This window comes from Muricaecibacterium torontonense, from assembly GCF_004793925.1.
In the GTDB taxonomy this organism is placed as follows: domain Bacteria; phylum Actinomycetota; class Coriobacteriia; order Coriobacteriales; family Atopobiaceae; genus Leptogranulimonas; species Leptogranulimonas caecicola.
This window is the reverse complement of the sequence record NZ_SRYE01000002.1, coordinates 92,901-117,595: the sequence shown is the minus strand read 5'-3', so window position 1 is coordinate 117,595 and position 24,695 is coordinate 92,901. Positions and strand designations below refer to the sequence as shown.

Sequence of the window (24,695 nt, the reverse complement as noted above, 5' to 3'; positions counted from 1 at the left end):
GCCCCAGCCTCTTGCCTGCCGGCTGCCACAGCCTTTGCCACGTCCTTAGCCCCAATGCCCGCAGCAGCTGCGCCGTGCTTCTCTAGCGCCACAGAAGCACCGGCCAACCGAGCGCCTCAGCAGCGCGCTTGAGCGTTTTACCAGGATCTACCGCAAAGGGGCGCTCGGCTAAGGAGAGCATGGGCTTATCGGTATAGTGGTCGCCAAAGGCATACTCCACATGCCAGCCCCCTTGGCCAAACTGCTCGTTGGCCCAATCCTCGAGAGCCGTCACTTTGCCCGCGCCCTCCACCACCGAGCCAGACACGTTGCCAGTCAAATATCCCTGGGCGTCCCACTCCATCCGAGTGGCCAGTGCGGCATCGAAGCCGGCGTAGTCCTTGGCGGCGTCGGCCACGCCCTGAAACGTCGCCGAGACCAGCACGCACACGCACCCGTCTTCTCGGCAGTCCTTAAGCTGCTTGAGCGCGTCTTGGCGGTAGTAGCGCACGAGGACAGTGTCATGGAAGTCCTTCATGATGGCGTAGACCTGGGCTTTGCTGTAGGCGCGCAGATTGTCTGTAAGGTAGAAGCGCACACGGTCTTGATCGATAGGCAGATGCAGCGTGTACCTCAAGCCCCACCAGATCACCTTGAAGGCGATAATGGGTCCAATATAGTGCTTGAGCAGCAGATACTTAGTGAATTGCGTACCGCTTTGAGCATTGATTACCGTGCCATCAAAATCAAAGACGGCGATGGGGACGGAGGGCGTCTCGCCCGATCGCCCCTCTTGGGCCGCTATGGCCTCTTGTGCCATCTGCCAACCTTTCTATCTTCTAACCGCCAGTAAGTTCACCCATTATAGGTGCTCTAGCTGCTCCCCTACCCCCTACCCACGACTGCTACACACCCGCACGAAAACGGGGTGATCCGCACACAGGCAGATCACCCCGAAAGAGGTACCTTTGGCCCCTAGCGGTGGGAACCAGAAGCCTTGCCTACTCCTTGCCGAGCAACCCTCCCATCCTGCCACGGAAGTTTTTCTCGGCAGGGAATACTACTTTTTACGTTGCAGGGCGGAAGAAGACCTATGCCTGGCAGTGATCGCCAGGAAACCTGCTAAGGACCATCCATCATGCGCATAAGACTTCTCTCAACTCGATGAGCTGGCCGTTCGCGCCATGAATAGGGTGGCGGCTCAGTGATCGCCCGCATGGAAGTAAACAAAGTGGGACGTTTCATCGAAAGCCGTCTGACGCCGGGATCCTCCATTGGCGAACATGAGCAGCTCACCGGAGCTGATATTAACTTTGTAGTCTCGGGCCATGGTCATGCAATCTGCGACGGCAGCCGAGAAGAACCCACCCCTGGTATATGCCACGTGTGTCCACAAGGTTCGAGTCATTCCATCTTTAACGACGGCCAGGAGGATCTGATGCTTTGGACGGTAGTTCACGAGGTTGTTGAAAAACGCTTCGTAGCCTTATAGCCGGTCGTAACCATTCTCGTTATGAGAGGATTCTCGGCACTGGGGTTTTGTAAAACCCCAGTGCCCACATTGCCCTCATAACGCGCCAAGCGCCAAATCTATGCCTGAGGCGCTCGAATCCATGCCAGGAAGGCTCGAATTGCGAATGGTGCGCCCGTATGGCAGCCAAAATCTCAAGCTGCAGCTCATTTGCCGACCAGACACCATTCTGCCTATTGCCACATGAAAAAAGGCCAACCACTCTTTGTGGTTGACCCACATATTGACCCACAGTTGACCCACATAGCAAAAAGGCCACCGGCGATAGGCCGATGACCTGGCGATTCAATGGCGGGATGTATGGGACTTGAACCCACGACCTCTGGCTTGACAGGCCAGCGCTCTAACCAGCTGAGCTAACACCCCGTGCGTTTCAACGCGAGGGATAGTATTGCATGGCCGCGCCGCCGGTGCAAGGGGCAATTTCCCAATATGGCCCCTCGTTTCATAGGCTCTGCATATCACTGCATAAGGCCGCAGCTACTCCAGGTTGACGGCGTTGGTGGTGTCGTTGTCGAAGGAGAGCGTGAGCGTGGAGCCCTCGAGCTTGGCCGAGGAAATGGTGCCGTCCCCCATCACAGGATTGCCGTTGGCGGTGAGCTGTTGGGGCACCGAGCCGTCGCCCATGACCCAGGAGACCACGTCCCAGCTGGAGCCCAGGTTCTCGGGGATGAGGAAGGCGCCGTTGTAGAGCACCACCGTGACCGGCGTGCCAGTGAGGTCAAAGAGGACGGTGGGCTCCTCGGATCCCTGCTGGCGCACGAAGGCGTAACCTACGCCGTCAGCTTTGGGCTGCACAGAATAGGTGTAGCCGCCATAGGAGATGCCTTGGTTCTCGTCGTCTTGGGTTTGCTCCACCCGTTGGTCTGCCAGGGGCACCGAGCTGGTGTCCAGCGAGGTAGGCACAGTATTGAGCGCGTTGAGCACAAAGAGCACCAGGCCAACGATGACTGCAGCGGCCACCACCACGATGCCGATGACCGCTGGGCGGCTCAACGAGCCGCTGGAGCGCGGGCGCTGGCTTACCTGGGGGCGCGCCTTGGAATTCATGCGCACCGGACCACCCTTGCGAAAATTATGGCGCGCCGCCGAGGCCGCCTCAGACGCCGAGTCGCGATCATGTAACACCGCCCCCTGGCCAGACGCCAAGGTGGAGAAGCTTCCCGTGCGCGACGGATCCACCCCGATGGGACGCGGGGCATCTCCCGAGATCGCCTCCAGCGCATCCTGCGCCCCCAGCGAAGCTGGCGGACGTGCGGCACCCTGCGACAGGCGCGTGGCGCCCTGCGCTGGAGCGACATCCTGCGAGATTCCGTGAGAAGCACCTCGACGCGCGCTGTAGCTGGGCGCTTGTCCGGGGCGCGCCGCATGGCGCCCATGCTTGGGCGTGTAATCCGAGCCGTTGGGAGTGGGAACCATGATCTCCTCAAATGATTGAGTGCCTGAAGGGCACCGGAATAGCCTACCTGGCCATCTTAGCCCCTTTGGCCCCCATTCTCTAAGGGCAACGGCCACCGACAAAAGACTGCCACCTCCAAACGGCCCTGATGCAGCCTTCGCACATCACCCGTACACAAAAACGCCCGCCGTTGGCCTTGAAAAAGGCCAACGGCGGGCAGCAGGCAGGTTGCGGGGGCGAGGGCTTCTCGGCAGCGGAATTGGAAGGGAACAAGACCAGGAGGAGAAGCAGGCAGGCCAAGGCCCTGCCTCACGACAACCCTGAGCATCAGCCCTGAGAGCGGCGGGCTCCTAGGAGCGCATGGGAGACGGCGCCTCGAGCGGCCCCATAGCTCACGGCGAAGTAGCCTCCATAGACCACTAGGAAGACGACGCCAGCAAAGAGCAGGCCGGAGACCATGTCGAAGGGCAACACAAGCGCAAAGAGGTCCATGAGGGAGAACAGGGCCACCAGCGAATGGGCGATGCCCATAAGCAGCGGCAACAGGAAGAAGAAGAGCGTCTGGGAGAGCAGCGAGCCTGAGAGCAGGCGCTGGGGGCAGCCCAGGTCATAGAGGAGACGATAGCGGGAGGTGGAATCGGCTACGCCGGAGAGAAGCTGGATGGCCAGCACCGCAGCCACGCTCATGACCAGCACAAAGCCAATATAGACGGCCATGTAGCCAATGATGGCGGTCATCTGGTTCATGGACTCCACAATCTCTGTGCGGGTGTTGTCACGGAACAGCACATCCTCGCTTTGAGAGACAGCGGCTTGAAAGTCCAGGTTGTCGGTGGCTTGTTCCACCTGGCCCTCGTAACCCTCGTTGGCCTGGATCTCCAGGTAGCTCATCGAAGGACTCATGTTGGCCACCACTTCGTCGGGCACCACCAGGTAGGGGTCTGCGCCTTCGCCATTGGAAAGCATGAGGCCCTGTTGCATCTGATCGTTGGCCGGCCTGAGCGTATGGCCGTTGAGGGTGATGGGGGTGTCAGCCACAAGCACGCGGTCGATGCCGGCTTTGAGGCGGTCCAGGCTTCCGCAGGTATACATGAGATAGCCGCCTTCGGACACCTCTACCGGGGGCTCGCCCTGCAAGGCCAGCAGCTTGTTGTACTGAGAGACCGGGATTGCAAAGATGGGCACGCTTCGCAAAGACTCTTCCAGGTCTTTGCTGTAGGTGCTGAACTCTGCATAAGCCTCGCGAGCATGGGTGTCTGGGGAGTCATCAAAGAGGTCGCCCACGGTATAGCGGTCGCCCTCGATCTCGCCCTTGGGCACCACATAGGTGTTTACCTGGGTGTAGTGGGAGTGGCTGGCAACATCTGGGTTGTTGGACTCCCATACCTGGGCAAGGTCGACGGGTTGGATAGGCGTGGATTTGTCTACCTGGTGCTCGGAGCCCTCATCGTAGAGATCGCGCAGGTAGGTGGCGCTCAGAGCTGCCGTATAGGGAGCCGAGGTGCCCCAGTACGTAGTGAGGCCGCCAGCCAAAGCCATGCCCGTAGACACTGAGGTGAGCGCCAGGAAGAGCACTACTGCAGTGACTGCCATGGCAAAGGAGCTGGAGTTGATGCGGCTCACCAGCTGGCGGATGGTGAACATGTTGAGACCGCGCAAGTAAAGTGCACGGGTCTTTTGGCAAAGGGTGGCAAGCACTGTGGGCAGCGACCAGAAAAAGGCGAAGGTGCCCACCAGCATCATGCAGGTGGTGATGAGGAAGTCGAGGTTGGACTTGCCGCCGTCCAACGAGCCGCCAAAGACTTCTACGGGATAGCCCAGGATGAGCAAGCGATAGTAGGCCCAGACGATAAGGGCCACAGAGGCCACCAGCATCACCGAGCACAAAGGCAGGTTGCGCAGGCGCACGCTCTCGTTCTTGCGGCCAGAGCTCATAAGGTCTACCAGACGCACCTTGGAGATGGAGCGCAGGTTGAGCAGGAGCATGACGCAGAAGGTGACAGCAAAGCACACCGCCACAGCCAGAAGCGCCTCGGGAGAGAAGATGAAGGTGAAGTTCTTTACCGTGTCATGAAAGAGCGCTGCGGTCACAAAGACCAGCAGCTGAGAGATGCCCACACCCAGCACGATGCCAGCCGCAAAGGCTACCAGCGAGGTAAGCAGGGTTTCGATGGCCATGATGGCGACCACTTGGCCGGTGCGCATGCCCAGCACGCGATAGAGGCCAAACTCCTTCTTGCGTCGGCGCACAATGAAATTGTTGGCATAGACCATCAAGAAAGCCAAAAAGAAGGCCAGCACCACGGTGACGCCAGTGAGCAGGTCTGCCACCATGAGGATGACGCTGGAGATGCTGGCCGAGAGGAAGTCTGCCTGGCACCGAATGGTGTTGAAGGCATAGAACACCGCCACACCCAGCGCAATGGTAAGAAAATAAATGGCATAGTCGCGATAGGACCGCTTCATGTTGCCTAGGGCGATCTTAGTCAGCATCGGCCCCTCCGATCACCGAGACTACGCGGCCAATCTCATCAAAGAATTCCTTGCGGGAGCGAGCGCCGCGGCGCACCTCGGTGAACAGGCGCCCGTCGCGAATGAAAAGCACCCGCTGGCAGAAGCTGGCGGCATAGGCGTCGTGAGTCACCATGAGCAGGGTGGTGTCATAGGCGCTGTTGAGCCCCTGGAAAGCCTCCAGCAGCACGCGGGCCGCTTTTGAGTCCAACGCGCCGGTTGGCTCGTCGGCTAGCACCAGCGCCGGGTCGGTGACAATGGCGCGACAGGCAGCGATTCGCTGGGCCTGACCTCCCGACACCTGATAAGGGTATTTGTCCAACACATCGGCCACGCCCAGGGAGCGCGCGACCTTCTCGGCACGTTCTACCACCTGCGCGGGCTTCACATGGTCGATGGTGAGGGGAAGCTCGATGTTCTCTCGACAAGTGAGGGTGTCCAGCAGGTTGGAGTCCTGGAAGATGAATCCTAACTGGGTGCGTCGGAAGTCGGCCAGGGCGCGCTGGCGCATGGTGGAGATGGAATGGCCGTCGACCTCCACCTCGCCGGAGGTGGGCCTGTCGATGGTGGCGACGCAGTTGAGCAGCGTGGACTTGCCGGATCCCGAAGGCCCCATGATGGCCACCAGCTCGCCCTTGGCCACCGAGAAGGACACCTTATCCAGCGCGGTGGTAGTGGCGGCCAGACCACCTCCGTAGACCTTGGTGAGGTCGCGCACTTCGAGCACGTTTGGCATAACAATCCTTTCTTGAGGATGCAAAGCTTCAAGGCGCGGGCGGCAGGCGCGGATGCACGGCGGGTTACGAGGGTGTGCCTGCCGCCCACATGTCACGGAACGTCGGGCTGCCAACCCCGACGAGGCTCCCGGAGGGGCCTTAGCGCGAGAAGATCCAGAGCGCTGCCATCATGGCATAGCCCAGAATGTTCATGCCCAGCGTCCAGAGGGCCAGCTGCAAAGTAGACATAGTGCCGTCGAGCACTGCCTGGTTGCGGTCAAAATACGTGGATACTGCATGACGAAACATAACGTCCTCCTTTGCACTACCCCGGATGCGGGGCACCCGTCGCTTGGCTACCGTGTGACTTTATCTTCGCCGGCCGGCCGTCCTCCTGCCATCGATCCCGCTTACAGTGTCGTGACAGCTCTGTAAGATTGCGGGCGTATCCTTAGCTCCAGCTACCAAAGACCAGGCTGCCGAGAAACCCTGCTATTCCGTCATGGAAGACGGTTTGTACCGGATGCGCGCGAGGAGAAGGCTGACATGCGAGATATGCGGAAAGAAGGTGCCGGCGCTTACGTGCGGGATGTGCGTCTGGAGGATGCAGCTTACGTGCGGGATGTGCGTCTGGAGGATGCAGTTCATCTTCTCAATATTTATGATTACTATGTGCGCGAGACGGCAGTCTCTTTTGAATGGGAGACGCCCTCGCTGGAGGAGTTCGTTGGCCGCATGAAGCACATCAGGGAGCGCTATCCCTACCTGGTGGCGGTTGATCGAGGCGCTGTTGCAGGCTATGCCTATGCCCAGCCCTTTGTGGAACGCACGGCCTACGACTGGACCTGTGAGCTCACCATTTACCTGGATCCTCAGGTGCGCCGCCGCGGTCTGGGGCGCCTGCTCTACGAAGCACTTGAGCAGCGCTTGCGCGCCATGGGAATCTTGGACCTTTATGCCTGCATTGGAGTGCCCCACGTGGAGGGGCGCATCAAGCTAAACCCCACCGGCTCACACGCCTTAGACGACCCCCATCTGTCCTGGGACAGCCCCCGCTTCCACGAGCACCTGGGATTTCGCGAGGTGGGGCATTTTGATAAGTGCGGCTACAAGTTTGGCCGCTGGTACGACATGATCTGGATGGGAAAAACCATTGGCCCCCATCTAGAAGTGCAACCCCCGATAGCGTGGTATCCGCAGCGGGAATAATGCGGCACATTTTAGATTCCAAGATATTATGGGTGCTAGGGACAGCAGTCAGCATTAGCTACGTGAATTCACGTAGCTAATATTTTTTGTGACCTGGAGTTTCCTCATTCACTCCGTGAATCCACGGAGTGAATGAGGTCATTTTGGCTTCATAATTCACGTAGCCAATGTCCAAGGATCCGTTACTGCTTTCTTGAACCTCTACCCCAGAAGAGTTAGACCGTACAGTATATTCTTGCTTATTTTATTAGTAATAAGTTTATCCAACCTTCCGCCATCAACCTGGGTTTTCCCTCTTGGTGGTAGATCCACTTTCAAGATGGCCGCTATTTGGCCTAAAAAGTGCTTTCAAAATGAGACATGCCTCGATATGAGAACTACCCCAATCCAAAAAACTGCCTCAGAGACGAAGGGCTCAGGGGCAAATAGCAAGTCGTGCCAGGTACAGAAGGCATGTCATCCTAAGACAGCCCCTCCAACCTGACACGACTACAGGATTCAAATGGTCCAACGCCTCTAGAACACCTCAGCTAGGCGTCCCGACGGGCCTCGATGGCGCGCGCAAGAGTGACCTCGTCAGCATATTCCAGCTCGCCGCCCACAGGAAGCCCCAGGGCAAGCCGAGTGACTTTGACCTCCAACGGGCGCAGAGTGCGCGCCAGATAGGTGGCCGTAGTCTCCCCTTCCACATCGGGGTTGGTAGCAAGGATGACCTCGGAGACCTCGCCAGATGCCAGACGGCTCAAAAGCTCGCGCACGTGCAGCTGCTCGGGACCAATCTTGTCCATAGGAGAGATGACGCCGCCCAACACGTGGTAAAGGCCGCGATAGGCTCCGGTACGTTCGATTGCCGAAACATCGCGCGGCTCAGAGACCACGCAGATAGACGTGCGGTCGCGGCGAGGATCCGCGCACACCTCGCACAGATCGCCGGTAGCGTAGGAAAAGCACACCGGGCAAAAATGCACGCTGCGCTTGACGTCCAAAATAGCCTGCGCCAACCTGCGCGCTTCCTCCGCGTCTGCAGAGAGCAGATGGTAGGCAATACGTTGCGCCGATTTTGGCCCAATACCTGGAAGCCGCGACAATTCGTCTAACAACCTCTGCAAGGCGTGGCGATCGTTGCGACCATCCACATCCCCCTCGCCCGTAGCTGCCGAGAAGGACGTGCCATCCCAAGAAGCACCGGTATCCGCAGTTGTTTGGAAATCATTAAAGTAACTAGCCACGATTTAGAACAGGCCCGGGATATTCATGCCGCCAAGGCCGGTGGCTGCGGCCACCTCGTTGTTAGCAGCTTCAGAAGCCGAGGTCAGTGCGTCATTGACCGCCGCCAGGATCATGTCCTGCAAAAGCTCGACGTCCTCGGGATCCAGGGCCTCAGGATCGATCTCGATGGCCTTGAGCTGCATGTCGCCCGAAGCGGTGACCTTCACCATGCCGCCGCCCGCGCTGGCCGAGACCTCCAGATCCTTGGCCTTGTCCTGCGCCTCAGCCAGGCTCTCCTGCATCTTTTTAGCCTGCTGCATGATCTGGTTCATGTTCATGCCGCCCATACCACCACGGGGCATACCGCCACGAGGCATACGATTCTTAGCCATAACTCACCTTTCTGTAAGCGTTCAAAGACGCGCAGTTGCATTCTTAGCCGTCGATGCAGCCAGCATCCGCCCGCACACCAACCTAGCCACTCTACCCTACTGAGATAGGGGATTTGTGGGATCTGCCGGAAGCACCCGCACCTCCGAGCCAAAGGCTGCCTCCACAACCTGGAAGACTCGTTGCTCCTCGGCAGACAAGCCCTCCGGCATCACCGCGGCCGGGGCATCAGGCTCTATTGGCGAGGCCGACGCCGCTGAAGGCTCTGGGGCCACAGAAGCTCCCTGGACAGCCTCTATAGGCGCGATTTCTGCAGGTGCGGGAGGCGTCACAGCGGGTTGGGCCACCGGAGCAGCAGGTGCGGACACAGGGCCGGGCGCAGGCGTCGAAGGCGCCTGAGGCTCCTGGGTCGGCTCAAAAGAGCCAAAGTCCTCGTAGCTTTCTGCCGGGACGTAATCGTCGTAGGGCGGCATGTCGTCGGGATAGGACTCAGGAGCAGGAGCGGGTTCCGGCTGCCGAGAAGGAGCCTCCTCCCAAGGCGGGGTCATAGACGCTGCTGAAGCCGCAGGCGAACCGCTGGGAGCCGGGGTCAGCGAGGGAGCTGTCGGGGGCGCGGAAGCTGGCGCGGGCTTCGCAGCGGCGGGCACAGGCAACGGCGCAGCAGCGGATACCTGAGTGGGCGCGGGCTGAGGCGCAGGAGTTGACACAGGCGCGGGCTTCGCAGCGGCCGGTGCGGGTTTTGCGGCGGGTACCGATGCGGCTTGGCCCTCGGTGCCAAAGCGCACGCTGCGGCGTCCGAGGACCGACTGGACCTGGGCATCGATGGTGGGCTTGATATCGGCACGAGAGAGAATGCCCAGCGCAAACCCCGAGGTTGCAGGCAGCAGAATCTCAAGCGTCTGGCCGTCGTCGCTCAAAGGATGCGACGCTGCGATAAGCGCATGGGCTGCGGGGATGGCCTTTTTGAGCTCTATCAGCACCTTTTGCCAGGCGGCCTCAAGGTCGGCATTGGCGGCAGACGCGGGGGTCGGTGCGGCGGCGGACTGCGTGGCAGCCGTAGGCTGTGGCGCCGGTTGCACTGCGGATGCAGGCTGGGGCTCTGCTGTGGGCGCGGGCTGCGGGGACGGCGCAGGCTGCGGCCCGGACGCAGGCTGCACAGGCTGGCTAGGTGCCGTGGCCTGCGGCTGGGCAGCGGGCTTCGGCTGGACAGCGGACCTCGGCTGGATTGCAGGTTGCGGTGCGGGCTGGGGCTGCGGTGCAGGCGCCGTAGGGGATGCGTGTAGGGAGGGCGTGAGCTTCTCGGCACGGGGGGCGCCAGAAGCAGGCAAAGTCTGAGGCATCGCGGGCGAGACCGGCGCCGCAGAAGAGGTGGACGAGGCGGGTGCAGGGACGCCGGAAGCGAGGGCCTGCTCGAGGGCCTCGACGCGGGCGGCCAAGGCAGAAAGCGTGGCGTCGTCCTGGGGGCGCGCCATGCGGATGAGGGCCACTTCGCAGGTGAGCCGGGGGTCGGGGGCTCGGCGCAGGTCAAGCACCAGGTCGCCTAGGGCCATAAGCAGATTTAAGATGCGCTGGGGCGAGCCAAAGGCAGCCGCTTGGGAGGCCAGCTGGGAATACTCGTCGCCGGTGGCGGAGACCAGCTCAGGGACGTCGCCTGCAATGGCAGTGACGTAGAGGTCGCGCATGTGGGACTCGAGGCCGGAGGCGAACTGAAGCATCTCCTCGCCGTCGGCTGCGGCCTGAGCCACGAGCTTGAAAAGCGCAGGCACGTCACCGGATTGTAAGGCGGCGCACACGAGGTTGAGGCGGGATTCGTCGGCCATGCCAAAGAGGGAGCGGGCGGCGTCTACGGTGATCGACCCGTTGCCAAAGACCGAGAGCTGCTCCAAGCTCGAGAGGGCATCGCGCATGCCTCCGCGAGCATGGCGGGCAATCATGGCGAGAGCCTCGGGTTCTGCGGTAAATCCCTCCTGCTCGCTGACGAAGGCCAGGTGATCTTGGATCTCTGCATTGGTGATGGAGTGGAAGTCGAAGCGCTGCACACGGGAGAGGATGGTTGCAGGAATCATCTGAGGATCGGTGGTACAGAGGATGAAGACCACGTGCGACGGCGGCTCTTCCAAGGTTTTGAGCAGCGCGTTGAAGGCCGCCTTGGTGAGCATGTGGACCTCGTCGATGATATAGACCTTGTATTTACCCTTGGTGGGGGCGAAGTCCACGCGGTTGATGATCTCGTCGCGCACCGCGTCGACGCCGGTGCGGCTGGCAGCATCGAGCTCATGGACGTCGGGATGGTTGCCCTCGGCAATGGCCTGGCAGGTCTCGCAGGTGCCATCAGGCAACTGCCCTTCACCCTGCTCGCACAGCAGCGCTTTGGAGAGAATGCGCGCCATGGTGGTTTTGCCGGTGCCGCGAGGGCCGCAGAACAGGTAGGCGTGGCCCAGGCGGTTCTCCTGAATACCGCGCTCTAGGGTCTCCACCACCGGTTTTTGACCAACTACCTGCGAAAATTTTTGCGGTCGATAGGCTCTATACAGCGACTCCATGGACCATCCTTCCAAAGCTTAGGTGATGGTTCATTCTAATAAAAAAGGCGCCCTTACGGAGGGCGCCTTTTGGGTGTCGCGAGAGAGAGGGGAGCGCGGCAACCCAATGAGGAGGTTATGCGCGCGCCTGCAAGAGCTTGAGGATGGGGCAGGAGACTGTGCGCCGCGATCCTCTAGGGAGAGCCAAGGAGAAGGAAGGGAACAGGCGCGCGCTGCTGATTGAAATGTCCCCTCATTGAAGGCCCCCAAACTTCTCATAAAGGAGTCCGTTGATTCTTCACTTTTTAGCCACGACCTGGGAGTCAACCTGAATACTTACGGCCTTCCTGAAAGAGTTGGGACGACCTAGGAGCCGACTGAGACAACTTAGTAGCTCAAACAACTGCCGCGCGCAGATCCCTACTGCTGCTGCATGTCCTGCTCGATCTCGTCCTCTTCGCGGCGGCTCTTAATCTTGGCGCGGATGGCGCCGCCCACCGCAGGAATGAGGCTGATGACGATGATGCCTACCACTACCAGCTCAAAGTGCTCTTGGACCGCAGGAATGGTGCCAAAGAAGTAGCCCAGCAGCGTAAAGAGGGACGACCACACCACGCCGCCCAGAATATTAAAGCCAAAGAAGTGGTGCCACTTCATGCCGCCCACGCCGGCCAAAAACGGCACGAAGGTACGGATGAAGGGAAAGAAGCGACCCAAGAAGATGGAGAGGCCGCCCCATTTGGCCATGAAGGCCTCGGATTGGGCCACACGCTCAGGCGTCAGCGCCTTGATGCGCCCGGATTTGATGATGCGTGTGCCCAAAAAGTGACCGATGAAGAAGTTGCACTGATCGCCCAGAATGGCGGCCGCCCACACGCAGAGCAAAAGCTCCCACAAAGGCAGCGCCTCTCCAGCAGCCCCGTGACACAGGATGCCCGCTGCAAAGAGCAGGGAATCGCCCGGCAAAAACGGCATGACCACCACACCGGTCTCGATGAAGATCACCAAAAAGATGAGGCCCATCGCCACCCAGGGACCCTGCGCGATCCAGCCCTGAATCGCACCCATAGGATCTTGAAGAAGGCCAACGATAAGTGAGACGAAATCCATAGATGACTCCTCGAAGTCCGCGCATCTGTGGCCGTGCATCCGCCGGTAAAAGCCCAGGGAGAGGTGGTGCGGGTTTCTCGGCAAGGAGGGCGATGCAAGCCCATAGACACCGGGCCCAGGCTTTTGCCCCGCCTAGAGCTGCCGAGAAACGCGCCCCCATAGCAAGAGGCCCTCGCTGCAATGAGGCAACGAGGGCGGCTCCCAAGTCTTCTCCACTGAGCCGGGTGCCCGCCAGAGGCCCCTTATGGCTGCTACCTCCCGGTCCTGACCAGGTTCGGGACGTGACGTCACCCGACCCAGTGGAAAAGGCTCGCAGATGAGTATAGCGGTTATGGGCCCGGTCAACCATTGCGCCGCTAGATTCCTATTTTCGCCAGACCATGCCAAAAGGGGTTCCTTTAATAGCTTAGACTGAGGAGCCAAGAGCATAAATGAACGCCTGGATGCCTGGAAAACTCGCGGGAGGCAGAATGATAAATAAGTTTTGCAAGACGCCGTTGTGGGAGTGCAATCGAAGGTTGGTGCGCGTGGCCCAGGGTCTGGAGCCGGCGGACACAGTGATCAAAAACGTGCAGCTGGTGAATACCTGCACAGCCGAGGTGCTGGATGGGCAAGACATTGCGCTGGCTTCGGGGCGCATTGCTTATGTGGGCGATGCCAGCCATTGCATAGGCGAGCTCACCGAAGTTATCGACGGCACCGGTCTGGTAGCCACCCCCGGCCTCATGGACGGCCACATGCATGTGGAGAGCTCCATGGTGGGCGTGGCGGAATACGCTCGGGCGGCGGTGCCCCACGGAACTACCGGCATCTATATGGACCCCCACGAGGTGGCCAACGTGCGCGGACTGCGCGGCGTGGCCGTGATGATGGAGGATGCGGCTCGCACGCCCCTTAAAGCCATGCTCACCACCCCCTCCTGCGTGCCAGCCATCACGGGCTTCGAGGACACCGGCGCCTCCATCGACGCCGACGACGTCGAGGAGACCATGAAGTGGGACAGCTGCGTGGGCTTGGGAGAGATGATGAACTTCCCCGGCGTGCTGGCGGGCGACGACCTGCCTTTGGACGAGATCAACGCCACCCTGCGCGCCGGCAAGACGGTCACCGGCCACTACTCCACCCCCGAGACCGACCGTGGTCTTCAGGCCTATATCGCCTCCGGCGTGTCTTGCTGCCATGAGTCGGTGCGCCCCGAAGACGCGCTGGCCAAGATCCGCTGCGGCATGTACGCCCAGCTGCGTTATGGATCGGGATGGCACAACCTGCCAGATCTGGTGGAGGCAATTCTTAACAAGGACATCGACACGCGCTTCTGCTGCTTGGTGAGCGACGACAACCACCCCTCCACCATGGTCCGCGAGGGCCACATGGACCGCATCTTGCGCAAGGCCGTCGAGCTGGGCATCGAGCCCGCGGTGGCCGTGCAGATGTGCACCATCAACACCGCCACCTGCTTTGGCCAGCAGCAGGACCTGGGCGCCATCGCGCCGGGCAAGTGCGCCGACATCGTGCTTTGGGACAACCTGCGCGACTTCAACGCCCAGCAGGTGTGGATCGATGGCGAGCTGGCAGCCGAGGCCGGCGTCCCCACCTTCGAGCTGGACGAGTTCATTTGGCCCGACTGGATGACCTCCACCATGAACGTGGGTTTCGACATCGAGCCGGAGACCTTCTGCATCCCGGCGATCACCCAGTCTGGGGAACCCATTGCTGCTGACAAGTGCCTCGTCCGCGTCATGGAAGTGACGCCAGGCAACACCATCACCCACGAGGTGCATGAAGAGATGCCCGTGGCGGCAGGCTTGCTAGAAGCTCAACCGGACCAGGACCTGCTTAAAGTCTTTGTGTTCGAGCGCCATCACGCCACCGGCACCTTCGCCGCGGGCTTTGCCAAGGGCTTTGGCATCCACGGCGCCCTGGCCCAGACGGTGGCCCACGACGCCCACAATCTGCTGGTGTTGGGCGACAACGACGAGGATATGGCCTTGGCCGCCCAGACGCTGGTACGTTGTGGTGGCGGCGAGGTAGCCGTGCAAGATGGTAAGGTGCTTGGGTTGGTGGAGCTGCCGGTGTGCGGCCTCATGAGCGACCAGCACGTGGAGAAGGTGGCCAACCAGGTAGCCCATATGGAGGAAGTCTGGAAGGCTATGGGCTGCACCATGCCCTCGCCGTTCATGACGCTCTCGGGCCTTTCGCTGGCCTGCATCCCCGAGCTGCGCCTTACGGATCGCGGCTACGTGGACTGCGTGCGTTTCTGCCAGGTGCCGCTGGTAGTGGAAGAGTAAGGGCGCTGCGAAAACACTGCGCCAATGCGGGGGCTTGCTGCGAGACATGTTCGCAGCAAGCCCCCTCTTTTAAGGGGGCAGCGTTTAAGGAGGCGGCATTTGTGTTTTCGCTGCCTCGTCGCACTGGGGTTTTATAAAACCCCAGTGCGACGAGGCACTACATCGCATGTGTGCCCTCAGGCCTTGAGGAGCACCTTGTCATCGGCCAGCTCGGAGCCGGCGCTGGTGCGGAAGAGCTCCAGCAGCCCGTCCACATCCATGGCATCGCGCTCAGAACCCAAGACGTCTGCCACAATGCGGCCGTCGTGCATCACGAGCGTACGGTCACCATGGGCCAAAGCGTCCTTGAGATCATGGGTGATCATCAACGTAGCCACGTTCTGCTCGGCAACAATACGGTCCGTGAGCTCGAGAATGCGCTCGGTGGCGGCCGGGTCCAGCGCAGCGGTGTGCTCGTCCAGAAGTAGCAGCTCCGGGTTGCCGATGGTAGCCATAAGCAGCGTCACCGCCTGACGCTGCCCGCCAGAGAGGGTGCCCACCGGCACGTCCATGCGGTCCTCCAGGCCAAAGCCCAGAGTTTCCAGGCGGCTGGCGATGAGGTCGCGCTTCTCCTTGCGCATGGCGCGCCTGAGGCTGGCTCCCCGCGTGGAGCGGCCTAGGGCGAGGGAAACGTTCTCGGCCACGGTGAGGTGCGGCGCAGTGCCCATGAGCGGGTCCTGAAAGACGCGGGACAGGGTGCGGCTGCGCTGGTAGTCGGGGTCGAAGGTCACGTTGCGGCCGCCCAGCTTGATGAGGCCCGCGTCGGGGAAGATGGCGCCCGCAATGGCGTTGAACAGCGTGGACTTGCCCGCGCCGTTAGACCCCACGATGCAGGCGAACTCGCCGGGAGCCAACTGCAGATCCACCCCATCCAGCGCTTTGTGATCCGTGGGCGTTCCAGGGTTGAAGGTCTTCTCTAAAGCCCGCACTTCAAGCATGGGGGCTTGCCGAGAAACCCGCGCCCCTTGAGTTGGCGCCTGCACCTGAGGCTCTTGCGTTTGGGTTGCCATGGCTACTCCGCCTTCCTGGAATCAGCGCTGCTCGGCGCGGGGCTCGCGGCGTTTCCGGTGAGCGCTCGGGCGTCTTGGGCCAGCAGGCGCTCCATGGCCGACTTGGCGGTGCGCTTGGAGGCGCCGTTGGCCATTGCAGAGCGCACCGCGGGCAGGGCCATGAACACGGCCACGATGACGGCGGAGACCAGCTTCAGAGCGTTGGAGTCCAGCAGGTTCACGGCCAGGGCCAGCTGGATGATGAGCCGGTAGACCACCGAGCCCACCACCGCGCAGGACAAGCCCCAGGTCACTGAGCGGTGGCCGCCAAAGACCTCGCCGATGATGACGGAAGCCAGGCCCACCATCACCATGCCGGTGCCGCTGGCGAGGTCGGCAAAGCCCTGATACTGAGCCAACAGAGCGCCCGTGAGGCCCACCAGGGCGTTGCCCAGAGCCAGGCCGCCCACCTTCACCAGGTTGGTGTTGATGGAACTGGCCCGGCTCATGGCCTCGTTGTCGCCTACGGCGCGCACAGCCAGCCCGGCTTCGGTCTTGAAGTAGGCCGACAAAAGCGCCACCACCGCACACACCAACACCACCACAAAGGCCATCTTGACGCCATCCAGAGTAAGGGGGCCGTCGGCGCCGCCTAGGGCGGTGTAGAGGGGGTCGAAGACGCGGGTGGCATTGAGCAAGCTCACATTGGGAGCGCCCAACACATAGATATTCACCGAGTAGAGCCCTGTCATGGTGATGATGCCAGCCAAAAGCGGGTTGATGCGAGCCTTGGTGATGAGCAAGCCGCTCACGCAGCCAGCAGCGGCGCCAGCCACTGCACCCAACACCAGGCCCAGGTAGGGATGACCGGCTACCGCGGCCACCGCCGAGCAGGCCATGCCAAAGCCAAAAGAACCGTCGACGGTAAGGTCGGCCATGTCGAGGATGCGAAAGGTGATGTAGACGCCCACGGCCAAAAGAGAGTACTCAAAGCCCAGCATCAAGGCGTCGTAAAAGACGGAGAACGTCATGGATTCCTTCTTATAAGTTCACAGGGGGCAATGCGACATAAAGACCAGTCCAAAGGCTCCCAGGGAACCGGCGGCAGAAATGCCGCCACCTCGCCCGAGATCCCTTCGCAGACTAATCGATCACGCGGTAGTCCTGGGAGATGGAGAGGCTGTCCAGGTTGATGCCCAGCGCCTTGGCAGTGGCGCCGTTGACGGCGTAGTCATCAGAAGCCAGCACCTCCACGGGCAGATCGGAGATCTTGGTGCCCTCCAGGGCCTTGATGGCCATGTCGGCGGACTTGGCGCCCAGGGTGGTGTTGGAGCAAGAGACAGATTCCAGGGCTCCGTCCTTCACCATCACGGGATCGGTGCCGAGCACAGGGATGTTGGCCTTGGTAGCGGTCTGGGTGAGCTGGGACATGGCGCTCTGAACCACCGAGTCTACCGGCACGTAGATGCAAGAGACGCCCGAGGCCAAAGTAGCTGCGGTCTGCTGTACCTCGGAGCTGTTGGTGACGGTGCGCACGTCCACCTCGATCTGGCGGCCCTCCAGGTACTCCTGGGCAGCCTTAGCGGTGACCTCGGCGTTCTTCTCACCGGAGCAGTAAAGGATACCCACCTTGCCCGAGAGCGCCGCCGGGTCCAGCTCCTCGGCGAACTCGAAGATGGCCTTGACGTCGGACACGTTGGAGGTGCCGGTGATGCCCTTGTCAGGCTTCTCCAGCGAGGAGGTGATGCCGGCAGCCACAGGATCGGTGACGCTTATGAAGATCATGGGCTTGTCGATGGCCGCATTGGCGCAGGCCTGGGCAGCCGGGGTGGCAATGGGCACGATGACGTCGTAGTCGGCGCTCTTGAGCTGCGCTGCGATGGAGTTCAAGGTGGCCACGTCGCCTTGGGCGTTCTTCACGTCGTAAACCACGTTGGTGAAGCCCTGGTCTGCCATCTCGTCTTTGAAGCCGTTCATCATGGTGATGAAGGCGTCGTTTTCCACTACCTCCACAAAGCACACCCTGACTTCGGTGTTCTTGTCAAGCGAGCCGGAAGCCTGGGAGACATCTGTGCCCCCGCCGCCCGAGCAGCCCACCAGCACCACTACCGCCAGAAGGCACGCCATAAGTGCGCCCAGCTTGCCCAAAACGTGCTTGTGTACCTGAGAAGTGAAGTTCATCCTGCGCTCCTTTCGAGAAGCCTCGCGCCGTTGAGGCTTTGGGGAGCGACACAAAAAAGCGCTCGCCCCCAGTCTATTTGGACTCAAGGACAAGCGTCTCATCTCGAAACACCTGCGGTGCCACCTTGATTGGCAGGTCTCCCTGCCCCCTTTGAGGCGCTTACACGCCCTGCTCTGTCACGGGAGCTCCCGTCGCGGCTTCCACCTTAAAGGCTTCTCCGCGCCCTCAGCGGGTCCATTATGCCGTCCTGCTACCGCCCGCATCTCAGCTGCACGGGCTCTCTGTAGGCGCTTGGGACGGTTTTACTTCCGCTTCGCCGGTTTGGTGTACCGAATGTCGGTTATGTGGGCATGCTACGACGCTTTAGCCGCCCCTGTCAACGCCTTGAGGCCTCTCTCAGGCTCCCCTGTTACCCAATGGAAAAGTTCCGAGCCTCGTCTCTCACCCATCCCACCTCGAAGTTGCAGGCGAGGACGGTGGGGGTTTCTCGGCAGGGAGGGGAGACGGGGGCGCCCTGAGGCCCAGGAAAGCTTCGCTGCCGAGAAACGCCCCTGGGTGCCAGAGAGGTCCCCATTGGCTAGAATCATTCTGTTAGCGATATCGCACGGTTTACGAAGGGAGCCTGAAGTCATGGCTGCCACGTCTTCTTCATCTGCGGCGTCACCCAGGCCGCTCTATCACGCCACCTACGAGCTCACCAGCCTGATGACGCAAGATGCGCTCTCGATGCTTACACCCACCGGCGCCTCCAACCCGGCTTATATCGCCTGCGCGCTGTTGCTGGCAGCCATGCTCATCTACGGGTTTGTGCTCGAGCCTCAAACGGTGGTGATGGTGGTGATGGCCACCCTCTGCGCAGGCCTCATGGTCGTTGGCGGCCGCTGGTCCACTTACATGCTGGCGAGGCTTCAGCGCTCCGGGCTCAATGCGGTGCAGCTGCCAGAAGACGGTCGCCGCTATATCGTGGACGTGTGGGATGACAGGCTGGAGGTGACTCAGCCTTCCGGCGAGATGGGGGTCTATCCCTTCAACGACATCAAGCATGTCTACAGCACGTCTCGACTCATCCTGGTGGACATGAAGACCGGCGAGCTGGCACTCATCCCTGCCAAGGCGCTCTCCACCAGCCGCTACGAGTCAGTGCGCGCTTTGCTTTCCGCCCAAAAGTAACCCTATTGGAGTGACTCCATGGCAAAAAAGAAGCATCCTTCTCATCCGCTGCCAGCCGGCGTGCCGGCAGGCTCCCTCTTTGTGAACGAGACCACCCTCACCAACGACCAGGTCAAGGAGGCCTGCAGGCTCACGGTCTCCCCCACGCTCCGAGTGTTCTACTTTGGCTGCGGCATCCTTATAGGCGTTGCTGCGGTGCTGGCCCGCGTCTTTTGGCATATCTCGGGGCTGACCTGCGCGCTGGTGCTGCTCGTGGGCCTCATGACAGTGTGGCAGGGCAACCGGCTTCCTCTAGACAACGCCCGCCGCATGATCGCCGCGCTGGATCGCGCCGGCGAGGCAGCCCGCCAGCGCACCACCTATGCCACCGAGAAGGAATTGGGTGTCATCTTGAGCGACGGCACTCGTCGCACCTTTGGGTGGAGCGAGTTCAGCCGCGCGGTGGCCACCTCTCGCCTCATCTGCCTCACTCTGGCCAAAGGGTCGCTCATCTTCATGTTGGACACCCAGGGCTTTACCAAAGGCGACGCCGCAGGGTTCATTCAGTTTTTGGCCACCCATGTGAGCGAGCCCCCTCGAAACGCAGTGGCTCGCGCCTGCGACAAGATCTGCTCTACGCTGGATTCTTGGAGCACCGTCCAGGCTGCTCAAAAAGAACGCGACGCCGCCAAAAAGCAGGCGCGTCAAGCCCGCAAAGCCCAGCGCAGAGAAGGCTCCAAAAAGGACGCCTCCTAACCCTCCGCGCCCCAGCGCCTGCGCCGCAAGCCTCTGCCGTCCTGGCCGCGCATCGGCGCCGGCCCGCCCTTTATCTGACCCTCCATCCAGAAAGCCCCGCCCTATGAGCTCCCCCATCCTTGATTCCACCCCTGCCAAGGCCGCCTGCGATTTCTCCGCCGGCGATGTGCGCTTCGAGTCCACCTTTGAGATGGACGAGCCGCTGCTGCGCGAGGTCATAAGCGCCCGCGACCGCTCCTTGAACAAACGCGACGGCCTCATCTTCGCCGTCGTCTTCCTCATCGTGCTGGCAGCCTACATTTGGGGCACCGTCTCGGTGTGGGACATCACCCCCTGGGGCATCTTCTTGGGGCTCATCATCATCTTCTTGCTAGGCTACAGCATGCTACTTGCCATCAAGGGCTTCACAGTCTTCTGGCCTGCCCGCAGCTGGCGCAAGACCTGGAGCCACTGGTTCTCCCGCCACGGAGCCCCCGTGTCAGACAACCCCCGCTGCACGATCCGCACCTCTGCGTGCACCACCGAGGTGCGCACCAGCGTCCTTGTAGACGGCAAGGTGTCCGGCACCATCTCCAAGCCCTACAGCGCCTTCTCCCACCTGGAGGAAACCGAGCACTTGGTGGTGCTCGTCAACGGAGAGGTGGAGGTAGGCAACCTCTTGCACAATATGGTTTCTTCGGACTATGCGCAAAAGCTTGAGCAGCGCGCCGATCTCGAAGACATGATCTGGGATAAAAACCACCTACAGGGAGGCACCCCAGCCCAACTCAAGGATTATCTCGAGCGCAAGCTGGGTCATCGCGCCTAACCGCTCGGCACAAAAGGCCCAGCAAGTTTCATGGCGCCTATCCGCACCGCTTCTAAGAGCCTCCCCCACATCACATTTTTTAGGGAGGCTCCCTTTATGCCGTTGACTCAAGCGTTTGCCGTGCCCCATCCCCCTCTCATCATCCCTCAGGTTGGCCAAGGCCGAGAAAAGGCCATCCAAGCCACCATCGACGCATACGACGCCGTAGGCAAAGCCATCGCCCAGGACGCCCCTGACACCGTTGTCATCTCCAGTCCCCACGCCCCGCTCTACGGCGACTACCTGCAGATATCTACCGGAGAGGGCGCATACGGCTCCTTTGCCTCCTTTGGCGCCCCTCAGGTGACTGCCTCCATCGACTACGACCAAGAGATGGTCTCAACCCTCTGCGACGCCGCCCAGGCGGCCGGCCTTGCCGCAGGGCCGCTAGGGCGCCAGAATCCCGAGCTCGACCACGCCACGCTCATCCCGGTCTACTTCATTCAGAAGCATTGGCCTGCCAACAAACCCGCCCCTCGCTACGTGCGCCTCTCCCTCTCCGGGCTCTCGCCCAAAGACCACTACCGCCTGGGCGAGCTGGTGCGCCAGGCAGCCCAGGAGCTTGACCGCTCCATGGTTTTTGTGGCCAGCGGCGACCTCTCCCACAAGCTGGCAGACGAGGGGCCCTACGGCTTTGCTCCCGAGGGCCCGGAGTTCGACGCCCTGGTGTGCGAGTCCTTTGAGTCGGCGGACTTCTTGCGCCTGCTCTTGGTGAGCCCCGACTTTGCCGAGCGCGCCGGCGAATGCGGCCTGCGCTCCTTCCAAATCATGGCAGGCGCTCTGGACGCCACGCCCCTAGACGCCAGTCTCATGTCCTACGAGGGACCCTACGGCGTGGGTTATGCAGTGGCTTCCTTCACCCCTGATGGCTCCGCAGGCTCCGCCCCCGAGCGCGCTTTTGGGAAGGACTACGACACCGCCCGCCGTGCCGAGCTCGAAGACATCGCCCGCCCATGAAGACACCTACTGCGCGCTGGCGCGCCTGTCGCTGGAGAGCGCGGTGCGCGGCCAGGGCGCTCCGTCCGACGCCGCAGCCCAGGCCATCGTCGCCGCCAAGAACGCTTCTCAGGCAAATCTCGAAGCCCTTGAGCTCCCCGGCGCTTGCTTTGTATCCCTTAAAAAGGATGGCCGGTTGCGCGGCTGCATAGGTACCCTCTCCCCCGTCCAGCCCAACCTGGCCGCCGAGATCATGGCCAATGCCATCTCTGCCGCCCTCCACGACCCCCGCTTCTCGCCGGTCACCCCAGAGGAGCTGCCCGAGCTGATCTACGACGTAGACGTCCTTTCTCAGCCCGAGCCCGTCTCCTCCACCTTGGAGCTGGACTGCACTCGTTACGGCGTCATCGTCTCCACCTCCGACGGCCGCCGCGGCGTCCTGCTCCCTGACCTGGCCGGCGTCGACTCCGTGGACGAGCAACTCTCCATCGCCGCCTCCAAGGGAGGCATCGACCTGTCTCGCGACCGCGTCTCCATCCAGCGCTTCCAGGTGGTGCGCCATGTTTAGGGAGGCTGCGTCCTTCTCGGCCAACACGCCGCTCAACCCCCAAGCCGCTCCCGCCTCAGCAGCGCCCCAGGATACCCAGAAACCCCTCCGCGCCACCTGCGAGTGCTGCCCTCATAGGTGCTCGATGGCTCCCGGCGCCACCGGGGCATGTCGGGCGCGCACCAACGTGGGCGGCCGGGTGGTCGACGAGAACTTTGGGCGCGTGACCTCGGTGGCGGTGGATCCCATAGAGAAGAAGCCCCTGGCCAGGTTTAGGCCGGGCACACTGGTGCTTTCGGTGGGATCCTACGGCTGCAACCTGCGATGCCCCTGGTGCCAGAACCACTGCATCGCCCAGGCGGGAGCCGCTCGGGCGCCCTGGCGTTATCTGTCGCCCCAGGATTTGGCAGCCACCGCAGCAGACATGGCCGCCTCCGATCCCGAGGTTGCCGGCGTGGCCTACACCTACAACGAGCCCCTCTGCGGTTTCGAATACGTGCGCTCCTGCGCCGAGCTGGTCCACGGCGCAGGCCTCTGCAATGTGCTGGTGTCCAACGGGTGCTTTGAGGCGCCTGTCATCGACGCCGTAGCCCCTCTTATGGACGCCGTGAACATCGACCTTAAATGCTTCAATGCCCAGGGCTACGCGCAGATTGGCGGCGACTTGGAGTGCGTCAAAGCTGCCATTGCCGCCTTTGCGGCCACACCCAGCTGCCATGTGGAGATCACCAGCCTCATTGTTCCGGGGTTCAATGACTCGCCAGAAGAGATGGAGGCTCAGTGCCGTTGGCTGGCCCAAATAGACCCTTCCATCGTGCTCCACATCACGAGGTTCTTCCCGGCGTTTCGCTGCACTCAGTTGGAACCCACGCCGTGTGAGGACATCTATAGGCTCAGAGACATCGCCCATGCGCACCTTCGGTGGGTCTATACCGGCAACTGCTAGATGCCAGCTACGTAACTCCGCTACCTAAGAGGCCACAAGCTCGCCTGGCACCTGTCTGCAGGCCCCCTGCTCGCCATTGGGAAAACTACTGACGTGCAATTTTTCCCAGGGACAAGCCTCGCCAGAGTACCTTACGGCATGGTCTAAGATGGTGAAGGTTGCGTCTGCCTGTCCCTCTATTTTGGCCCAGGCAGCCATCTCTCAGTTTTTGGTATTTCTACAGCCTGACGCTTGGACGTTTACCTCTGTTCAAAGGAGACACATGTCAGATACCGCCTACGTAAGCACGGGGATCGCCCTCACACCCCGCATTTTGGCCGGCATGCTCACCGGCAGCAGCGTGATGGGCATCAATTGGGCCGCCAAATTCGCCGAGATCGGCGATAACGAGGTCTTCGAAAATGCCACTATCCCCACCCTCCGCGAATCTCTGGGCAACGCCGGTGACGATATCTTGGCCGCCCTTTTGCCCCCGCAGATCCTGGTGGAGCTTACGGCTGACGAGTCGGTCATCGACCATGTGCGCGACGGCGAGTGGCCCGCGCCTCTCCTGCAGCACGTCACCCAGCAGTTCTGCGCAGAAAGCGGCGAGGCCTGCGAGGAGGTCTACGCCCGCTGCGAGCGCCTCATGACCGGCGCCAACACGGTGGTCTTCCACTGGAACGCCAACTACATCATCCACATGCTCTCAGTGGAGAACCTGGACAACGCCTCCGTGCGCAAGGCAGCCAACTTCTATGAGCGCTTCGCTGACGCCGACCCTGTAGGCGGCCTCTTCGCCCTCTTCATGCTCTCGCTTCTGGGCCCCGCCAACTTCGACCAGGTAGTAGAGCGCCTAGGCGAAGCCTTCTAGGTCGTCGCCAGCACTTCCCCGCCCCACACTCGCACCTAAAGATGGAGGCTCTTCTCGGCATGTCCTTGCCGAGAAGAGCCTCCGTTGCTTTGTTATTCAGCTTATAGGACAGACAGCGTGCTGTGATAAGGGGTGCTGACCTGCGCCAGACCTGCGCCAACACCCCTTAACCTGTAGGCCGAATTCACCTTCATTATTTACAAGTACTCTTTGTTTACAAGTACTCTTTGTGCTCAGAAGGGGGGGGCAGTTTGAGAGTAGCACTGCTTTCACACTGCAAAACCCCGGCTAAATCATGGAAGGTCAAAAGTAGACCTACCTTTGAAATGGGGATGCAGGGCAGATGAGGTTCAGGCTGGGCGCCACCTCACGCCTACTAAGTACCATTTCACGCCTACTAAGTACTTAGTAGGCCGATTTTGCCCAAAATCTGCGCCACTTTTTATTTAAGCATTACATTACCCAAGCTCACAGAGTTGGTTTCATATTAAATTGTACTTAGTAGGCGCGTGCCGGAGGAAATGCACGGAGGAAATGTGCTTAGTAGGCGCGGGCGCTGTCGCTCCTCTGCATCCTGGCTCCGCAAA

The 24,695-nt window shown here is 61.2% G+C and carries 22 protein-coding genes, 1 tRNA gene and 1 other RNA gene; 10 read left to right on the top strand and 14 right to left on the bottom strand.

Annotated features, from left to right (window positions below; genetic code table 11):
• Nucleotides 1-82 precede the first annotated feature (82 nt).
• Nucleotides 83-799: an HAD family hydrolase gene (locus tag E5334_RS03500; RefSeq protein WP_136012228.1), complete on the bottom strand. Its 717-nt coding sequence runs from the start codon at nt 797-799 to the stop codon at nt 83-85.
• A 396-nt stretch (nt 800-1,195) separates the two neighbouring features.
• Between E5334_RS03500 and E5334_RS03495 the strand changes: the two genes are divergently transcribed.
• Nucleotides 1,196-1,471: a cupin domain-containing protein gene (locus E5334_RS03495; RefSeq protein WP_136012227.1), complete on the top strand. Its 276-nt coding sequence runs from the start codon at nt 1,196-1,198 to the stop codon at nt 1,469-1,471.
• A gap of 328 nt (nt 1,472-1,799) precedes the next feature.
• On the opposite strand, the gene E5334_RS03490 is transcribed toward E5334_RS03495, so the two are convergent.
• The 5 genes from E5334_RS03490 to E5334_RS08625 form a co-directional block, all read right to left on the bottom strand.
• Nucleotides 1,800-1,876, bottom strand: a tRNA-Asp gene (locus E5334_RS03490).
• Between the two features lie 114 nt (nt 1,877-1,990).
• Nucleotides 1,991-2,929: a hypothetical protein gene (locus E5334_RS03485; protein ID WP_136012226.1), complete on the bottom strand. Its 939-nt coding sequence runs from the start codon at nt 2,927-2,929 to the stop codon at nt 1,991-1,993.
• Nucleotides 2,930-3,236: 307 nt separating this feature from the next.
• Entirely contained in the window at nt 3,237-5,402 is a 2,166-nt protein-coding gene (locus tag E5334_RS03480; RefSeq protein ID WP_136012225.1) for an ABC transporter permease, read from the bottom strand.
• Entirely contained in the window at nt 5,392-6,156 is a 765-nt protein-coding gene (locus E5334_RS03475) for an ABC transporter ATP-binding protein (protein WP_136012224.1), read from the bottom strand. The genes E5334_RS03480 and E5334_RS03475 overlap by 11 nt, the downstream gene beginning before the upstream one ends.
• Before the next feature lie 139 nt (nt 6,157-6,295).
• Complete coding sequence (locus E5334_RS08625; RefSeq protein ID WP_167604283.1) at nt 6,296-6,445, bottom strand: hypothetical protein; 150 nt, start codon at nt 6,443-6,445, stop codon at nt 6,296-6,298.
• A gap of 237 nt (nt 6,446-6,682) precedes the next feature.
• Between E5334_RS08625 and E5334_RS03470 the strand changes: the two genes are divergently transcribed.
• Nucleotides 6,683-7,345, top strand: a complete 663-nt coding sequence (locus E5334_RS03470) for a GNAT family N-acetyltransferase (RefSeq protein ID WP_275438909.1) — start codon at nt 6,683-6,685, stop codon at nt 7,343-7,345.
• A 530-nt stretch (nt 7,346-7,875) separates the two neighbouring features.
• Here E5334_RS03470 and recR read toward each other — a convergent pair.
• The 5 genes from recR to ffs all read right to left on the bottom strand — a co-directional run bounded on the left by recR (nt 7,876) and on the right by ffs (nt 12,880).
• Nucleotides 7,876-8,481: a recombination mediator RecR gene (gene recR, locus E5334_RS03465; protein WP_136012501.1), complete on the bottom strand. Its 606-nt coding sequence runs from the start codon at nt 8,479-8,481 to the stop codon at nt 7,876-7,878.
• Between the two features lie 96 nt (nt 8,482-8,577).
• Nucleotides 8,578-8,901: a YbaB/EbfC family nucleoid-associated protein gene (locus E5334_RS03460; protein ID WP_265592354.1), complete on the bottom strand. Its 324-nt coding sequence runs from the start codon at nt 8,899-8,901 to the stop codon at nt 8,578-8,580.
• Between the two features lie 141 nt (nt 8,902-9,042).
• Complete coding sequence (gene dnaX / locus E5334_RS03455) at nt 9,043-11,487, bottom strand: DNA polymerase III subunit gamma/tau (RefSeq protein WP_136012223.1); 2,445 nt, start codon at nt 11,485-11,487, stop codon at nt 9,043-9,045.
• 399 nt (nt 11,488-11,886) lie between these two features.
• On the bottom strand, nt 11,887-12,576 hold the full coding sequence (locus tag E5334_RS03450; protein ID WP_136012222.1) for a DedA family protein: 690 nt from the start codon (nt 12,574-12,576) through the stop codon (nt 11,887-11,889).
• Nucleotides 12,577-12,784: 208 nt separating this feature from the next.
• Nucleotides 12,785-12,880: signal recognition particle sRNA small type (gene ffs, locus E5334_RS03445), an RNA gene on the bottom strand.
• Between the two features lie 166 nt (nt 12,881-13,046).
• Between ffs and ade the strand changes: the two genes are divergently transcribed.
• The gene (gene ade, locus E5334_RS03440; RefSeq protein ID WP_136012221.1) at nt 13,047-14,864 is read left to right on the top strand and encodes an adenine deaminase; all 1,818 of its coding nucleotides are present in this window, start codon (nt 13,047-13,049) and stop codon (nt 14,862-14,864) included.
• 176 nt (nt 14,865-15,040) lie between these two features.
• Here the strand turns inward: ade and E5334_RS03435 are convergent, their stop codons facing one another.
• The 3 genes from E5334_RS03435 to E5334_RS03425 form a co-directional block, all read right to left on the bottom strand.
• A complete protein-coding gene (locus E5334_RS03435) occupies nt 15,041-15,913 on the bottom strand; it encodes an ABC transporter ATP-binding protein (protein ID WP_275438908.1) in 873 nt (290 codons plus the stop codon).
• A gap of 2 nt (nt 15,914-15,915) precedes the next feature.
• On the bottom strand, nt 15,916-16,923 hold the full coding sequence (locus tag E5334_RS03430; RefSeq protein ID WP_136012220.1) for an ABC transporter permease: 1,008 nt from the start codon (nt 16,921-16,923) through the stop codon (nt 15,916-15,918).
• Nucleotides 16,924-17,035: 112 nt separating this feature from the next.
• Complete coding sequence (locus E5334_RS03425) at nt 17,036-18,073, bottom strand: ABC transporter substrate-binding protein (protein ID WP_167604282.1); 1,038 nt, start codon at nt 18,071-18,073, stop codon at nt 17,036-17,038.
• Between the two features lie 631 nt (nt 18,074-18,704).
• Here E5334_RS03425 and E5334_RS03420 point away from each other — a divergent pair.
• The 7 genes from E5334_RS03420 (at nt 18,705) to E5334_RS03395 (ending at nt 24,108) form a co-directional block, all read left to right on the top strand.
• On the top strand, nt 18,705-19,244 hold the full coding sequence (locus tag E5334_RS03420; RefSeq protein ID WP_136012218.1) for a YcxB family protein: 540 nt from the start codon (nt 18,705-18,707) through the stop codon (nt 19,242-19,244).
• Between the two features lie 18 nt (nt 19,245-19,262).
• On the top strand, nt 19,263-19,979 hold the full coding sequence (locus E5334_RS03415) for a YcxB family protein (RefSeq protein ID WP_136012217.1): 717 nt from the start codon (nt 19,263-19,265) through the stop codon (nt 19,977-19,979).
• Between the two features lie 103 nt (nt 19,980-20,082).
• Nucleotides 20,083-20,787, top strand: coding sequence for a hypothetical protein (locus E5334_RS03410; RefSeq protein WP_136012216.1), 705 nt, complete (start codon nt 20,083-20,085; stop codon nt 20,785-20,787).
• Nucleotides 20,788-20,883: 96 nt separating this feature from the next.
• Nucleotides 20,884-21,783 carry a class III extradiol dioxygenase subunit B-like domain-containing protein gene (locus E5334_RS08770; protein WP_275438907.1) on the top strand — a complete coding sequence of 300 codons (900 nt, stop codon included), beginning with the start codon at nt 20,884-20,886 and terminating at the stop codon, nt 21,781-21,783.
• Complete coding sequence (amrA, locus tag E5334_RS08765) at nt 21,752-22,330, top strand: AmmeMemoRadiSam system protein A (RefSeq protein ID WP_275438906.1); 579 nt, start codon at nt 21,752-21,754, stop codon at nt 22,328-22,330. The genes E5334_RS08770 and amrA overlap by 32 nt, the downstream gene beginning before the upstream one ends.
• A complete protein-coding gene (gene amrS, locus E5334_RS03400; RefSeq protein ID WP_136012215.1) occupies nt 22,323-23,255 on the top strand; it encodes an AmmeMemoRadiSam system radical SAM enzyme in 933 nt (310 codons plus the stop codon). The genes amrA and amrS overlap by 8 nt, the downstream gene beginning before the upstream one ends.
• Nucleotides 23,256-23,517: 262 nt before the next feature.
• Nucleotides 23,518-24,108 (top strand): hypothetical protein, encoded by a 591-nt coding sequence (locus E5334_RS03395; protein WP_136012214.1) that lies wholly within the window; start codon nt 23,518-23,520, stop codon nt 24,106-24,108.
• Nucleotides 24,109-24,695: the final 587 nt, after the last annotated feature.